This window comes from Pseudomonas sp. WPR_5_2, from assembly GCF_003634475.1.
In the GTDB taxonomy this organism is placed as follows: Bacteria; Pseudomonadota; Gammaproteobacteria; order Pseudomonadales; family Pseudomonadaceae; genus Aquipseudomonas; species Aquipseudomonas izuensis.
Genome location: NZ_RBLA01000001.1, coordinates 828,143 through 842,770, shown reverse-complemented (window position 1 = coordinate 842,770; position 14,628 = coordinate 828,143). Strand labels below are relative to the sequence as shown.

General features: G+C 60.8%; 13 protein-coding genes. 5 read left to right on the top strand and 8 right to left on the bottom strand.

Going from position 1 to position 14,628, the window contains the following annotated elements:
• Positions 1-26: 26 nt before the first annotated feature.
• Positions 27-923 (top strand): LysR family transcriptional regulator, encoded by an 897-nt coding sequence (locus tag BJ917_RS03695; RefSeq protein ID WP_121101960.1) that lies wholly within the window; start codon positions 27-29, stop codon positions 921-923.
• 94 nt (positions 924-1,017) lie between these two features.
• Here the strand turns inward: BJ917_RS03695 and BJ917_RS03690 are convergent, their stop codons facing one another.
• Together BJ917_RS03690 and BJ917_RS03685 are read right to left on the bottom strand one after the other, a co-directional pair.
• Positions 1,018-2,115 carry a DNA alkylation repair protein gene (locus tag BJ917_RS03690; RefSeq protein WP_121103090.1) on the bottom strand — a complete coding sequence of 366 codons (1,098 nt, stop codon included), beginning with the start codon at positions 2,113-2,115 and terminating at the stop codon, positions 1,018-1,020.
• A gap of 158 nt (positions 2,116-2,273) precedes the next feature.
• The gene (locus BJ917_RS03685; RefSeq protein WP_121101957.1) at positions 2,274-4,082 is read right to left on the bottom strand and encodes a monovalent cation:proton antiporter-2 (CPA2) family protein; all 1,809 of its coding nucleotides are present in this window, start codon (positions 4,080-4,082) and stop codon (positions 2,274-2,276) included.
• A 292-nt stretch (positions 4,083-4,374) separates the two neighbouring features.
• On the opposite strand from BJ917_RS03685, the gene BJ917_RS03680 reads away from it, so the two are divergent.
• Positions 4,375-5,289: a LysR family transcriptional regulator gene (locus tag BJ917_RS03680; protein WP_096510852.1), complete on the top strand. Its 915-nt coding sequence runs from the start codon at positions 4,375-4,377 to the stop codon at positions 5,287-5,289.
• Here BJ917_RS03680 and BJ917_RS03675 read toward each other — a convergent pair.
• From BJ917_RS03675 to BJ917_RS03665, 3 genes are all read right to left on the bottom strand, one after another.
• Positions 5,279-6,049, bottom strand: a complete 771-nt coding sequence (locus BJ917_RS03675; RefSeq protein ID WP_096510854.1) for a substrate-binding domain-containing protein — start codon at positions 6,047-6,049, stop codon at positions 5,279-5,281. The two genes, BJ917_RS03680 and BJ917_RS03675, sit on opposite strands and share 11 nt — an antisense overlap.
• 23 nt (positions 6,050-6,072) lie before the next feature.
• Positions 6,073-7,365 carry an MFS transporter gene (locus BJ917_RS03670; RefSeq protein WP_121101954.1) on the bottom strand — a complete coding sequence of 431 codons (1,293 nt, stop codon included), beginning with the start codon at positions 7,363-7,365 and terminating at the stop codon, positions 6,073-6,075.
• A 250-nt stretch (positions 7,366-7,615) separates the two neighbouring features.
• Positions 7,616-8,683, bottom strand: a complete 1,068-nt coding sequence (locus BJ917_RS03665) for a sensor domain-containing diguanylate cyclase (protein WP_121101951.1) — start codon at positions 8,681-8,683, stop codon at positions 7,616-7,618.
• Positions 8,684-8,866: 183 nt separating this feature from the next.
• On the opposite strand from BJ917_RS03665, the gene BJ917_RS03660 reads away from it, so the two are divergent.
• Positions 8,867-9,205 (top strand): FKBP-type peptidyl-prolyl cis-trans isomerase, encoded by a 339-nt coding sequence (locus BJ917_RS03660; RefSeq protein WP_096510860.1) that lies wholly within the window; start codon positions 8,867-8,869, stop codon positions 9,203-9,205.
• Between the two features lie 128 nt (positions 9,206-9,333).
• Here BJ917_RS03660 and BJ917_RS03655 read toward each other — a convergent pair whose 3' ends face one another.
• Complete coding sequence (locus BJ917_RS03655; RefSeq protein WP_121101948.1) at positions 9,334-10,449, bottom strand: cytochrome P450; 1,116 nt, start codon at positions 10,447-10,449, stop codon at positions 9,334-9,336.
• A gap of 78 nt (positions 10,450-10,527) precedes the next feature.
• Between BJ917_RS03655 and BJ917_RS03650 the strand changes: the two genes are divergently transcribed.
• Positions 10,528-11,283 carry a helix-turn-helix transcriptional regulator gene (locus tag BJ917_RS03650; protein ID WP_121101945.1) on the top strand — a complete coding sequence of 252 codons (756 nt, stop codon included), beginning with the start codon at positions 10,528-10,530 and terminating at the stop codon, positions 11,281-11,283.
• A 138-nt stretch (positions 11,284-11,421) separates the two neighbouring features.
• The gene (locus tag BJ917_RS03645) at positions 11,422-11,898 is read left to right on the top strand and encodes an MEKHLA domain-containing protein (RefSeq protein WP_096510866.1); all 477 of its coding nucleotides are present in this window, start codon (positions 11,422-11,424) and stop codon (positions 11,896-11,898) included.
• 81 nt (positions 11,899-11,979) lie between these two features.
• Here BJ917_RS03645 and BJ917_RS03640 read toward each other — a convergent pair whose 3' ends face one another.
• Entirely contained in the window at positions 11,980-12,999 is a 1,020-nt protein-coding gene (locus tag BJ917_RS03640) for a branched-chain amino acid aminotransferase (protein ID WP_096510868.1), read from the bottom strand.
• 244 nt (positions 13,000-13,243) lie between these two features.
• Entirely contained in the window at positions 13,244-14,626 is a 1,383-nt protein-coding gene (lpdA, locus tag BJ917_RS03635; protein WP_121101942.1) for a dihydrolipoyl dehydrogenase, read from the bottom strand.
• Between the last annotated feature and the right edge of the window lie 2 nt (positions 14,627-14,628).

The window sequence follows — 14,628 nt, the reverse complement described above, 5'->3', positions numbered from 1 at the left end:
CAACCGCCAAGCCTCAAGGATGATTCATGTTCGACTGGAATGACCTGCGGTTTTTTCTGGAGTTGCAGCGCAGCGGGCGGTTGCTCACTGCGGCCCGCCGCCTGAACACCACCCATGCCACGGTGGCACGGCATATCGAGGCCATTGAAAAGAGCCTCGGCACCGCGCTGTTCGTGCAGCATGCCCAGGGCTATGAGCTGACACCGGCCGGCGAGGCGCTGCTCAAGCACGCCGAAGCCATGGAGAACGTTGCGCTGCTGGCCCAGGAGGAAATCACCCAATCCACGGCGCCGCTGGGCAAGATCCGCGTCGGGGTCACGGAAGGGCTGGGCATCATGTTTCTCGCCAGCCGCATGAATGGCCTGTTCGAACGTTATCCGGGCCTGGAGGTGGAGTTGGTGGCGGTGCCGCGCTTCGTCAGCATCCTCAACCGCGAAGCGGAAATCAGCATCCACCTCGAACGCCCGGCCGCCGACATGCTGGTCACGCGCAAACTCACGGACTATCGCCTGGCGCTGTATGCCAGCCAGGATTATCTCGACAAGGCGCCACCGCTGGTCAATCGAGATGACCTGGGGCGGCATGCCTGGATCGGTTACGTCGACGACCTGCTGTTCAGCCAGGAACTGATGTTCCTCAACAGTTTCTGCCGCAACCCGCAGGTGGTCTTTCACAGCACCAGCGTCATCGCTCAGCAACAAGCGGCCCGCGCGGGCCTGGGCATCGCCGTGCTGCCGTGCTACATGGCCAGCGCCGACCCCGGGCTGGTGCCGCTATTTGCAGATGAAAGCATCCTGCGCAGCTATTGGATCAGCACCCGCCGCGAGCTGCACAAATCCGTGCGATTGCGGGTGATGTGGGATTACGTGGTGCAGTTATGTGAGCGTGAACAGGATCTTCTGCTGGGCGCACAACCCTTGTAGGAGCAATGCTTGCTCGCGAACAACGATAACGCGGTGTGCCTGAATTGACGCTATCGCGAGCAAGATTTGCTCCCACAGAGTGCCGGGTCGTGTTTCAAGGAAGGATTTCGAACGCCGTGCTCGCCAGCCGTTCGCCATTCACCAATACATGCACCGCATGCGTGCCAGCGTAGTGCCGGCGAGTGGTGAGTGCCTTGATGTGCTGGCTACGGGCGATGGATTCGGTGGCATTGCCAGGCAAGGTCAGGGCCTTGAGCTTGAACACCTTCGCCGAGGTGCTGCCATTGGCTTTCACGTAATCGATGGCGTAGTCGATCACCAGACGCTGGCTGGCCTCGACCGTGGATTTGACGGCGAAGGACAGGGTGATTTTCTCTCCCAGGCCAATCACTGGCGGGTTGACCTGCACATCGATGATCTCGACTTCAGGCTTGCCACCGGCTCCCATGATCGCCAGCGCCCGCTGATTGCCCTGTTTGATCAGGCTGCGCAGGGCGTGCCGGGCAATCCAGGCGGTGTGTTTGTTGTCCAGTGACCAGCCCTCGATCAGGTCAAGCACCCACTCGGGATGCGCCTTGGTGATGTCGTTGAGGTGGTTGGCCACGGACTTGCGCACGTACAGACTGGTATCGGCCTTGAGGTTGTCGAGAATGCTTGCGGCGAGACTCGGGTCAGCCTGAATCCGCTCCAGGCGAAACGACCACGGCAGGCGCGGACGGCAACCTTCGCTGGCCAGGCGCCGGACATGCTCGTTGTCATCCAGCGACCAGTCGTGCATCAGTTGCAGCGAACGCTCGAAATCGTTGCGCAGGAACGGGCGGACCGCGAACTCCGAAGAGCCGAACACGGTGAAGTACTTGAGCGCCTCCATGGACAACTCGAACCGGTCTGCGCCGTAAGTCGCCACGTAATGCGGCAGGCACATGCTGACGAACCCACTGTTGAGGCGCGGGGCGAGGGCGCGCAACATCTCCAGCGACGCTTCATAGTCCAGCGGCAATACCGCATGCAGGCATTCGCTGACGCGGGCCATGCGCTGCATCACCGACAGATCCGCCAACCCCGCCTTGGCCAGTTTCAGGAACGCCTTGGCGTCGAAGTCGGGATAGACCGCGGTCATCTCGATGGCGATGTGCTCGAGGCGCTCGGCGTTGAAGATTTCCTTCAGGGCGGGGGAGGATGGGTCGGCCAAAGCAGTGTCCTTGAAAATTGGGTTCGTCTGATAAACCGCGTTGTCGTTCATCGCGGGCAAGCCCGCTCCCACAGGGTCAGCGGGTGTACACAAAATTTGTGATCGCCAACAATCACTGTGGGAGCGGGCTTGCCCGCGATGAGGCCATTACAGTCACCTCATTTTTTGCCGGCTTGCTCTTCCAGCTGGTCCGACTCAAACAACCGCGCCAGTTCCGCCCGTGCTTCCTGCGCCGTCTGCATGACTTTCGCCGCATCGTCGTAGATCGCATGCTGGGCTTCGAGTACCTGTTCGTCGTGATGCTTGAAACGCTTGATCCGCGCATCCGCCTGGGCCTGGGTCAAGCCCAGGCCGATCAGCGTCTGCCGGCTCATTTCCAGGCTCGAGTAGAAGGTTTCGCGAACGGCGTGGGCACCCACGTCCACCAAACGATGCACATGCTGGCGGTTACGGGCGCGGGCGATGATCTTCATGTGCGGGTAGAGCTTGTGCACCAGCTCGGCGGTCTTGATGTTGGTGTCCGGGTCATCGGTGGCGATCACGAAGAACTCGGCTTGCTCGACCTTGGCCGCGCTGAGGATTTCCGGGCGCATCGGGTCGCCGTAGAACACCGGCACACCGCCGAAACTGCGGGACAGCTCGATGGTTTCCACCGAGGTGTCGAGGGCGACGAACTTGATGTTCTGTGCCCGCAGGATCCGCGCCACGATCTGGCCCATACGGCCCATGCCGGCGATCACTACGCGGGGCGCATCGGTATCGATTTCGCGGAATTTCTCCGGCACCACCACCGGTTGCACCCTGGGGTTGACCAGACGCGCGCAGGCCAGCAGCAACAAGGGCGTGAGGGCCATGGACAGGGTGATGGTCAGCACCAGCAAGTCGTACAGGCGCGGTTCGAACAAGCCTTGATCGCGGCCAATCTTGAACACCACAAAGGCAAACTCACCTCCGGCCGCCAGGACGATGCCCAGGCGAATGGCGCTGACTTTGCTCAAGCCCCCGGCCAGTCGGCCCACGACAAACAGCAACGGCAGCTTGATGGCGATCAGCAGCAGGGTCAGGCCCAATACCGTGATCGGGGCGCTCAGCAGCAGGCTCAGGTTCGCGCCCATGCCGACGCTGATGAAAAACAGGCCCAGCAACAGGCCCTTGAACGGTTCGATTTGCGCTTCCAGCTCATGACGGTACTCGGAGTCCGCCAGCAGCAGACCGGCGAGGAACGCGCCGAGGGCCATGGATACCCCGACCAGATCCATCAGCCATGCGGTGCCGATCACCACCAGCAGCGCGGTGGCGGTAGACACCTCCGGCAAGCCGGTTTTCGCCACCACTCTGAACACCGGACGCAACAGATAACGGCCGCCGATCACCACCACGGCGATGCTGGCCAGCACCCGCAAACCATGGTTCACATCTTGCGCCGCGCTGGCGTTGTGATCGACGCCGGCCAGCAACGGCACCATGGCGATCAACGGGATCGCGGCGATGTCTTGAAACAACAGAATCGCGAAGGCCAGACGCCCGTGGGGGCTGGTCAATTCCTTGCGTTCGGCCAGGCTTTGCAGGCCAAACGCGGTGGACGACAGGGCCAGCCCCAGGCCCAGCACGATCGCGCTGTTCAAGGGCTGGCCAAACAGAAACAGCGCCACCACGCCAATCACCGAGCCGGTCAACAGCACCTGCGCCAAGCCAACGCCGAATACCGATTTGCGCATCACCCACAGGCGTCGCGGCGACAATTCCAGGCCGATGATGAACAGCAGCAGCACCACGCCGAGTTCCGAGATGTGGCTGACGCTGCTCGGGTTGCCGATCAGGCCCAGCACCGAGGGGCCGATGATCACCCCGGCAAACAGATAACCCAGCACCGCCCCCAGTTGCAGGCGTTTGGCCAGGGGAACGGTGAGGACTGCCGCGAACAGAAACACGACGGCGGCTTGCAATAGATTGCCTTCATGGGGCATGGGAAAAACTCCATTTACTCGGTACGGCGGGGGCGACAAGGATAAAGGCTGCGGCTTCGTGCGTCAGCTTTGACCGTGCATCGTTGATGGCTGACAGACCGTCAGCGCGAGCAGGCTCGCTCCCACAATTGTTCGGTGTCGAGCACGCATTTTTGTGACCGACAACCGTCTCTGTGGGAGCGAGCCTGCTCGCGATGGCGGCCTGAAATGCACAGATGATGTTACATTTTGCATTAATTGCTTACATTCATAGACCAATCGGATCAATCGGATTCGACCCCGGGTGCGCACCATGGCCATCAATTTCGACCTCAACGACCTGCAAGCCTTTCGCGCGGTAGTCGAGCAGGGCAGCTTTCGCAAGGCCGCCGATGCCGTGCGCATCTCTCAGCCAGCCCTGAGCCGACGGATAGAAAAGCTGGAGGACGCCCTCGGCGTGAGATTGTTCGATCGAACCACGCGCAAAGTCAGTCTGACCCAGGCCGGGCGCGGTTTCATTCCCAACGTCGAGCGTCTGCTGGACGATTTGGACATGGCATTGCTGGGCATCAGTGAAGTCGCTTCGACCCGCCTCGGCCACGTCACCGTCGCCTGCGTGCCGTCGGCGGCGTACTACTTCATGCCGCGGGTCATCGCGCACTATCACCGGCAATTTCCACGAATCAAGGTCAAGGTGCTGGATTCCAGCGCCCACGAAGTGCTGAGTGCGGTGGTCAACGGCGAGGCGGATTTTGGCCTGAGCTTCATGGGTACCCTTGAGGCCGAAGTGGATTTCGAGCCGTTGGTGCAAGAGAGTTATGTGGTGGCCTGCCGACGCGATCATCCGTTGGCCGGGCGCACCAGCGTGACCTGGGACGAGTTTTATCAGCAGGACTATATCTCGCTGGGCAAGACATCGGGCAACCGCTTTCTGCTGGATCAGGCGCTGGCCAGAGTGGTGCCGCAGCGTCAGAGCATCTGTGAAACCCTGCACGTAACGACCATGATCGGCCTGGTGGAAGCGGGGCTGGGCGTGGCGGCGGTGCCGTTGATGGCGATGCCGGCGGCGGACCACCCGATTCTGACGCGGGTGCCGCTCACCGACCCGCAGGTGATGCGCAGTGTCGGATTGATCAAGCGCCGGGGGCGCACGCTGACCCCGGCGGCCCTGGCGCTGGAGCGCCTGGTGGTGGAAATGAAAGTCGTGCCGCCGACCCTCAGTGACTGACCGAGTCCAGCCCAGTGGCTTTCACATCCGCCTGAGCCTGGGCCGAAGCCATGAACGCCAGCAGCGCCTTGGCCTCGGCCGGGTGTTGCGCGTCCACCGGAACACCCGCGGCAAAACGGGTGACCGATTGCACCGACTCCGGAATCTTCGCCACAAAAGTCACTCCCGGCACCGGCAGCAATTCGCTGACCTGCTGGAATCCCAATTGATAGTCGCCAGTGGCAACCACGGAGGCCACGGGGATTTTCGGCACCATCGTCGACTTGGCTTTGAGCTGACCCTCGATGCCCAGGCGTTTGAACAATTGCTGCTCGATGTACACGCCGCTGGCGCTGTCGGAATAGGCGACTGACTTGGCGTCGAGCAATGTCTTTTTCAGACTGTCGACGGAACTGATGTCCGGCTTGGGCGCGCCTTCGCGAACCACCAGGCCGATCCGTGAGTCAGCCAGTTCGACCCGGGATGCCGGATCGACTTTGCCTTGCTTGATCAGATCGTCCAGCGCGTAGCCGACCATGATCACCACGTCGGCTCGTTCTCCCCGGGCGAGGCGGTTGGGGATCGCTTCCGGGGCTTTTCCCATCGACGGGCCGAGGGCCGTGTCCAGGGTGTTACCGGTGGCGGCGGCGAACTTCGGTCCGAGGATCTTGTAGGCGGCGGTGAAGCCGCCGGAGGTCATCACGCGAATCTCTTGTGCATGGGCGACAGCGCTCACGCTGATGAGCAGCGCCAGGGCCGCGACATTCAATAGCTTTTTCATGGGCATTCTCGAACAGGGCAGGTTCACGACAGGGCCGGTTGCAGGCGACCACTGACACGGCGATAGAGAAACAGCGTCGCGCACAACGCGCAGAGTGCCGCGAAACTCATCCAGTACCCAGGCGCCGCCTTGTCGCCGCTGTACTGGATCAGCAACGTCGACATCGCCGGGGTGAACCCGCCAAACACTGCGGTAGCCAGGCTGTAGGCCAGGGAGAACCCCGCGACCCGCACCTCCACCGGCATGATTTCGGTGAGCGCCGGAATCATCGCGCCGTTGTACAAACCGTAAATGAACGACAACCACAGCAGCACCAACAGCATGTTGAGGAAGCTCGGCGCTTGTACCAGATAGGACAACGCCGGATAGGTCGAAGCGAGCGCCAGCAGGGCCATGGTAATCAACACCGGACGCCGCCCGATGCGGTCCGACAACGCGCCACCGATCGGCAGCCAGAAGAAGTTCGAGACGCCCACCAACAAGGTCACCAGCAATGCATCGGACGTGCTCAGGTGCAGCACGGTTTTGCCGAAAGTCGGCGCGTACACGGTGATCAGGTAGAACGCCGTGGTGGTCAGGGCGACCATCAGCATGCTCGCGACCACGATCACCCAGTTCTGTGCCAGGGTGCGGAACACTTCGGCCATGCCTGGCCGGTGTTTGCGCGCGGCGAATTCTTCAGACTCTTCCAGGTTACGGCGCAGGAAGAAGATGAATGGCACGATCATGCAGCCGACGAAAAACGGAATCCGCCAACCCCAGTCGGCAATCACCGCTGGCGCCATCCATTGGTTCAGGCCATAGCCCAACGCCGCCGCGACGACGATCGCCACTTGCTGGCTGCCCGACTGCCAACTGGTGAAGAAGCCTTTATTGCCAGGCGTCGCGATCTCCGAGAGATACACCGAAACACCACCCAGTTCCGCACCGGCCGAGAAGCCCTGTAGCAAGCGGCCAATGAGCACGAGCGCGGGGGCGAACAGGCCGATGGTTTCATAACCGGGCACCAGTACGATCAGGATCGTGCCGCTGGCCATGATCGACAACGTCACGATCAAGCCTTTGCGTCGGCCCACATCATCGATATACGCACCCAGCACCACGGCACCCAGTGGACGCATCAGGAAGCCTGCGCCGAATACGGCAAAGGTCATCATCAGCGAGGCGAACTCACTACTGGCCGGGAAGAACACGGCAGCGATTTGCGTGGCGTAAAAACCGAAGAGGAAGAAGTCGAACTGTTCAAGGAAGTTACCCGAGGTAACCCGGAAAATCGCACTGGCCCGAGAGCGTCCGCGTGGGATTGAGGCTGTCATAGATAAGTACTCCACCGCTTTTATGACGTGCGTCGCCTGGACGCGGCGCACGGTTCTTATTGGGGTGGATAGTGGAGCAGGGGGAGCGATATGTTAATTGCATAGTTGGCATGCATTGATGCGCGGGGTGGATCAATGCGGGTGTGTCGTATGGGCGGACGCCATCGCGGGCAAGCTTTGCTCCCACAGAAGCATCACTGCGATCTGTAGGAGCAAGGCTTGCCCGCGAAGAGGCCCTGCCAGTCAGCATTCATGTTGGATGAAACACCACCTGCTCACCCAACCGATACTGATTGTTCCCGCTGCGCTTGGCCTCATACATCGCCAGGTCGGCAATGTGGATCAGCCGGTCCATGCTCGGCGCATGGTCGGGGAATACGGCGACGCCCAGGCTGGTGCCGATGTGGCGCTGGTCATTGCCGATGGTCACGGGCGGGGAGAGTTCGACGAAGATTTTCTGGCAGATGCTGCGGGCTTCATCCTGCAGGCAGATGCCTTGGGGCAGGCCCTGGAGAATCACCACGAATTCGTCGCCGCCGATTCGGGCGACGGTGTCGGCGGTGTTCAGTATTTTTTTCAGCCGGGTGGCGGTGGTGATCAACACACGGTCGCCAGCCGCATGTCCGTAGCGGTCATTGATGGCCTTGAAACCGTTAAGGTCGACAAACACCAGTGCCACCCTCGTGGCGCTGACACGCGCCTGTTCCAGTGCGTCGGACAGGCGTTCCTCCAGCACCAGCCGGTTGGGCAATCCGGTCAGCGGGTCGAAATGGGCCAGGTGTTGCAGGTAGCTGGCCGAGGCTTTTTCCTCGGTGATATCGCGCACCACGCCCATCATCTTGATCGTTTCATCGTGATCGTTCTTGACCACGTTGCCGGTTTCCCGCAGCCAGCGGATGGTGCCGTCGGGCCAGACCACGCGGTATTCCTCGTCGTGGTTTTCGCCGGTTGCCAGGCAGCGCAGCTCGCCGGCCCGGACCCTCGCCCGGTCGTCCGGGTGCACGCAGGCGCAAAACAGGCTGTAGGAGGGGGTCACTTCGCCGATCCTGAACCCGAACATGGCGTAGATTGCTTCGGACCAGTAGAGCTTGTCGGTGTCGACATCCCAGTCCCAGGTGCCGATGCGGGCGAAGTACTGGCTGCGCTTGAAGCGCTCGACGTCACCGTCCTGGCGGATGTTATGGCCCTCGGCAAGTTCATTGATGATCGAGCGATATTCGGCCAGTTGCCGACGCAATCCGCGCTCGCGCAGGATCAACACGACGATCAAAATGAGCATCACCGAGCCGATGGCGGCGCTGGTCCAAAGCAATATCATTCGAAGAAGGCCATCATGGCGTAATGAACCGTGTGGAGTAGTGGTTGTTAGCTTAGTTCAGCCTAACTTCGGCAAATAGCGGCAAACCATCGTCAAGTGGGGGCGATGGTTGCCAATTGGCTGAAAATCTGGGAAAACGGCGCCCATCAAGCCTTTCGGGCGACAAGGATACGAGTGAAAACAATGAATGACGACCTTCAGGTAATCGAACTCCAGGTGGGTGACGGAAAAGCCGCCGTCAAAGGCGCACTGATCACCACGCAGTACCGCGGATGGCTGGAAGACGGTACGGAATTCGATTCTTCCTGGAGCCGGGGCAAGCCGTTCCAGTGCGTGATCGGCACCGGACGTGTGATCAAGGGCTGGGACCAGGGCATCATGGGCATGCAAGTCGGTGGCAAGCGCAAATTGCTGGTGCCGGCACACCTGGCTTATGGCGAGCGCACGATGGGCAAGATCCCGCCGAACTCGAACCTGGTTTTCGAGATTGAATTGCTGGAAGTGCTGACGCGGGATGATTGATTGGGCGAATCGGTGAGTGTTGTTAGTTCGATCGCCTTTGCGAGCAGGCTCGCTCCCACATGGATTATGTGTCGTGCACAAATTCCCTGTGGGAGCGAGCCTGCTCGCGATGAACGATTACTCGGTTTTCAGACCTGAAGATTGGCAAAGATGGGAATCCGCCCATTCACGGATGGTCGGTAGCTCCAGGTCAAGCGATCCAGCGCCGGGTTAGCCGCCAGTATCTGCTCGACAGTGGCGCTCGCAATACTCATCGCCAGAATCTGCCCCGGACATTGATGGCGACCGGCCCCGAACGTAAAACTGCGTCTGTCCGGACGGTTGAGCAGGAAGGCATCAGGGTTGTCGTTGAGTCGAGGATCGCGGTTGGCCGACGCCAGCAGCACCAGGACCACGTCACCTGGGTTCAAGCTGACACCCTCGATTTCACAAGACGCGCTGACGAAACGCCGGGTGTTCTGCACCGAAGGGTCGAAGCGCTGGACTTCTGCCAGCAAGTCGCCCAGTTGCATTGATTCGCTACGCAATGCCGGTTTTTGCATCAGGGCCAGCACAGCGTTACCGATCAACCCGGCCGTGGCTTCAAACGTCTGCGACAGCAGGCCGATCAGGTTGGCAATCAGGGTGTCGGTGTTCGTCGCCAAGCGTTGGCAGAAGCCGGCGAGCAGGGTGCTTCGAGGCGCCTGTTCATCGAGAAGCTCGACAAAATAGCCATGCAACTGTTCAGCGGCGGCATGGGCGGCGCCCAGTTGCGCCGGCGTGCTCAGGGGCGACAGGCAGGCAACGAAGTCTGCGGTCAGCTCACTGATGATGCGGCCCTGCGCCGGGGAAAAGCCCAACAGCGCCGCGACAATACACACCGGCCCGCGGAACATGGCGGCCTGCAACCCTTCAGCGCCCGGCGCAATCAGGCGGGCAGCGACCAGCGCTTCGATTTCCGCCGGCTCGATCCCTTGCAGCCCCGGCTCGATGGCCGAGCGAGGGCAGCGCTGGCGTTCGCCTTCATTCATCCGCATCAACTGACCAAACACCTTGCCGGCCATGCCGTCGGCGATCGCCTTGGGCACAGGCTCATGGACCGGACGAACATGGCAGGCGGGGTGCGCCAGCACCGCGGCGACCGCGCGGGCACTGGTGGCCAACCATAGATTCAGACCTGGATGAAAGATCAGCCCACCCTCGGCGCGCAATTGGGCGTAGTAGGGATACGGATCGGCATGAGTTGCAGCGATGATCGGGTCCATGGTTACAGCCTTTTGTTGTTGGAAAGTGTTGCTACTATCTCCAGTCCGAACAGGCGTTGATTCGTCCGGGAGCGAAATATGAACCTAGAACAACATGACATCGGCGTATCGCAGGTGGCGGCGGCCATTGCGGAACCGGCGCGGACGAAAATCCTCTGTTCGCTGCTGGACGGTCATGCCCGAACCAGCACCGAGCTCGCGGCGATTGCCGAAGTCAGCGCCTCCACGGCCAGCGCGCATCTGGCCAAACTCAAGGAGTTGGCGCTGGTACGCCTGTACGTTCAGGGCCGACATCGTTATTACAGCCTGGCGGACAAGCGGGTGGCCCAGGCTCTGGAGGCATTGATGGTGATCGGCCAGAACGTCGTGCCGACCTTTCATTCGCGCACCCCGGACCGCCTGCAATTTGCCCGCACCTGCTACGACCACATGGCCGGCACCCTGGCCGTGCTGCTGCATGACCGGATGATCGAAGCGGGGTGGTTGCTGGAGGTGGATGAGCAGGTCTATCGGCTGAGCGACAGCGGCGAGGCGCTGCTCGAGGGCCTGGGCATCGAGGTCAGGGATCTGGCTTCGAAACGCCGCCGCTTTGCGTGCCCGTGCCTGGACTGGAGCATGCGTCGGCCGCATGTGGGTGGGGCGCTGGGCGCGGCGCTGCTGCAAATGACGATCAGGCGCAAATGGGTGACGCAGGATCTGGATAGTCGGGCCCTGGCGCTGACCGCCCTGGGTCGCAAGGAGATCAGCGCGCGGTTTGGTGTGGTGCTATCGATGTCGGATGATCGATCGACAAGGGTGTCGAATCAACATCATGTTATGCCTGTTACACATTGATATTTAAAGGTTTGTTATCGAACCTGGTCGCCGCATCGCAGCTACGGGAGCATTTCATTCGCCAGGGTCTGTTTATTGCGACGATTTTTCAGTAGCGTCGCTGCGGTTCACCCGTCTGGAAATTCTGCAAGGAAACCCATGTCGCCATTCAACGAATTCAAGGAGATGGTCCAACAGCTGGATGCCGCTTATCGGCATTGGACCGGCACAAGCTTGCCTACACCGGATTCCCTGGGCGAAGACGAACGTCTGGCCTGGCTGCATGCCCAAGCGCCTTACGCCTTGCTGGCCCATGGCACGCAAGCCGATCCGCTGTTTTACTATGCCAACGAGCAGGCACTGGCGAGTTTCAAGTACCCGCGCGAGCAGTTCATCGGCATGCCTTCGCGGTTCAGTGCGTCGCCGCTGGACAGGGAAATGCGTCAGACCCTGCTGGAACAGGTCACGGCCAAAGGTATTGCCCATGGCTACAGCGGTTATCGGGTGGACCGAATGGGCCAAGCCTTCATGATTCACCACGGCAGCGTGTGGACGCTGATAGACGAGCAGGGCGCTCCTTGTGGTCAGGCGGCCTTGTTCTGGCCGGACCCGGAGCGTGTGGGCCACCTGGTTTAGACCCGCCTTGGCGCCAGGCAAAAAAAATCGCCGCCTTCGACTACCGAGGGCGGCGATTTTTTATGGCGGATTGACGTCAGATCAAACCTTGACGATCCAGCCTGCTGGCGCTTCGATGTCGCCGGTTTGCACGCCGGTCAGCTCTTTGTAGAGCTTCTGGGTGATCGGGCCGACTTCGGTTTCGCTGTGGAACACGTGCAGGTGGTCGTTGTAGTTGATGCCGCCGATCGGCGTGATTACGGCAGCAGTACCGCAAGCGCCGGCTTCCTTGAAGTCCGAGAGCTTGTCGATGAACACGTCGCCTTCGATCACTTCCAGGCCCAGACGGGTCTTGGCCAGCTCGATCAGTGACAGGCGGGTGATGCCCGGCAGCACCGACGGCGAGTTCGGGGTCACGAACTTGTTGTCGTGGGTGATCCCGAAGAAGTTGGCCGAACCGACTTCCTCGATCTTGGTGTGGGTCAGCGGGTCCAGGTAGATGCAGTCGGCGAAGTGCGCCTTCTTGGCCTGGGAGCCGGGCATCAGGCTGGCCGCGTAGTTGCCACCGACCTTGGCCGCACCGGTGCCTTGTGGCGCTGCGCGGTCGTAGGTGGAAATCAGGAAGTTGTGCGGGGTCAGGCCGCCCTTGAAGTAGGCGCCGACCGGGATCGCAAACACCGAGAAGATGAACTCGGGGGCGGTACGCACGCCGATGTTGTCACCCACGCCGATCACGAACGGACGCAGGTACAGCGCGCCGCCGGTGCCGTAAGGCGGGATGAAGCGCTCGTTGGCGCGGACCACTTCCTTGCAGGCTTCGATGAACTGTTCGGTGGACACATGCGGCATCAGCAGGCGGGCGCAGCTGCGCTGCATGCGCGCGGCGTTCTGGTCCGGGCGGAACAGGTTGATCGAGCCGTCCTTGCAACGATAGGCCTTCAGGCCTTCGAAGCATTGCTGGCCATAGTGAAGGGCAGTAGAGCCTTCGCTGATGTGCAGCACATTATCTTCGGTCAGGGTGCCTTTGTCCCACTCGCCATTGCGAAAGTACGACAGATAGCGTTTGTCGGTCTTGATGTAGTCAAAACCCAGCTTGTCCCAGTTGATGCTTTCGTTACCCATGACACCCTCTTTCACTTAACAACCGCCGAAACGGTTCAAGGCTTCTGACGTTTTTCCGGATGGGCACAACAATACTTCATTCCGGGCCTATTTCGCAGCCCGGACTATCGGCTGATGGGCAGATAAATCATGTTGACCTCAAGAATTCGCGAGCAGGCTCGCTCCCACATTTGAAATGCATTCCCCCTGTGGGAGCGAGCCTGCTCGCGAAGAGGCCAGCAACGCAGCCATCAATCGCTTTGAGTTACAGATGCAGTGCGTGGCCAAGGGCCCGCAACGCCGCTTCCTGCACCGCCTCACCGAGCGTCGGATGGGCATGGATGGTGCCGCCGATGTCTTCCAGTCGTGCGCCCATTTCCAGGCTTTGCGCGAACGCCGTGGACAACTCGGAGACCCCAACGCCCACCGCCTGCCAGCCGACAATCACATGATTGTCACGACGGGCGACCACGCGCACGAAGCCGCTTTTCGACTCCAGCGTCATCGCCCGGCCATTGGCGGCGAACGGGAAGCTGGAAACGATGCAATCCAGGCCGGCGGCGTTGGCCTCGTCCGGGGTCTGGCCGACCACCACCAGTTCCGGGTCGGTGAAACACACGGCGGCGATGGCGGTGGGGTTGAATTCGCGGGACTTACCGCTGATCAACTCGGCGACCATCTCGCCCTGGGCCATGGCCCGGTGGGCGAGCATCGGTTCGCCGCTCAGGTCACCGATGGCATACACGTTGCGCATGCTGGTCTGGCAGCGGTTGTCGATCTTGATCGACGAACCGTTCATGTCCAGGTTCAGCGCTTCGAGGTTCCAGCCCTGGGTGTTCGGTTTACGGCCCACGGCGACCAGCACCTGATCGGTTTCCAGATTCAATGTGCGATCATCGGGTGTACTGATTTGCAGGGTATTAGTATTTGAATCAAAGCCTTGCACGCTATGATTCAAGTAAAGTCTTACGCCGAGTTTTTTCAGTTCTTCATGCACCGGCTGGGTCAATTCGGCGTCATATGCAGGCAGGATACGTTCCTGAGCCTCGACCACGCTGACGTCTACACCGAGCTTGCGATAGGCGATCCCAAGCTCCAGACCGATATAACCGCCACCGACCACGATCAACCGCTTCGGAACGGACTTCGGCGCCAGGGCTTCGGTGGAGGAAATGATCGGACCACCCATCGGCAGTATTGGCAGGCTCACGCTTTTGGAACCCGTGGCCAGCACCAGGTGTTCGCAAATAATGCGCGTGTCGCCAACGTCGACGGTTTTGCCGTCAACCACTTTGGCCCAGCCTTGAATGACCTGAACCTTGTTCTTTTTCAGCAGTGCTGCGACGCCGGTGGTCAGGCGATCGACGATGCCGTCCTTCCATTCGACGCTTTTGCCGATATCCAGCGTCGGTGCCGACACGTTGATGCCCAGTGTCGACTGCTGGCTGTGGCGCTGCGTTTGATGGAACTGCTCGGCAACATGAATCAGGGCCTTGGACGGAATGCAGCCGATGTTCAGGCAGGTGCCACCCAGGGATTCACCTTCCACCAGGATGGTCGAAATACCCAACTGGCCAGCACGGATCGCCGTCACATAACCGCCAGGGCCGCCACCGATGATCAGCAGCGTGGTGTGCAGAGTTTGCATGA

Coding starts and splice junctions, on each gene's coding strand:
- BJ917_RS03680 (WP_096510852.1), top strand. CDS start 4,375: ATGGCCATCAATTTCGACCTCAACGACCTGCAAGCCTTTCGCGCGGTA.
- BJ917_RS03660 (WP_096510860.1), top strand. CDS start 8,867: ATGAATGACGACCTTCAGGTAATCGAACTCCAGGTGGGTGACGGAAAA.
- BJ917_RS03650 (WP_121101945.1), top strand. CDS start 10,528: ATGAACCTAGAACAACATGACATCGGCGTATCGCAGGTGGCGGCGGCC.
- BJ917_RS03670 (WP_121101954.1), bottom strand. CDS start 7,365: ATGACAGCCTCAATCCCACGCGGACGCTCTCGGGCCAGTGCGATTTTC.
- BJ917_RS03665 (WP_121101951.1), bottom strand. CDS start 8,683: ATGATATTGCTTTGGACCAGCGCCGCCATCGGCTCGGTGATGCTCATT.
- BJ917_RS03695 (WP_121101960.1), top strand. CDS start 27: ATGTTCGACTGGAATGACCTGCGGTTTTTTCTGGAGTTGCAGCGCAGC.
- BJ917_RS03645 (WP_096510866.1), top strand. CDS start 11,422: ATGTCGCCATTCAACGAATTCAAGGAGATGGTCCAACAGCTGGATGCC.
- BJ917_RS03655 (WP_121101948.1), bottom strand. CDS start 10,449: ATGGACCCGATCATCGCTGCAACTCATGCCGATCCGTATCCCTACTAC.
- BJ917_RS03685 (WP_121101957.1), bottom strand. CDS start 4,082: ATGCCCCATGAAGGCAATCTATTGCAAGCCGCCGTCGTGTTTCTGTTC.
- BJ917_RS03640 (WP_096510868.1), bottom strand. CDS start 12,999: ATGGGTAACGAAAGCATCAACTGGGACAAGCTGGGTTTTGACTACATC.
- lpdA (WP_121101942.1), bottom strand. CDS start 14,626: ATGCAAACTCTGCACACCACGCTGCTGATCATCGGTGGCGGCCCTGGC.
- BJ917_RS03675 (WP_096510854.1), bottom strand. CDS start 6,049: ATGAAAAAGCTATTGAATGTCGCGGCCCTGGCGCTGCTCATCAGCGTG.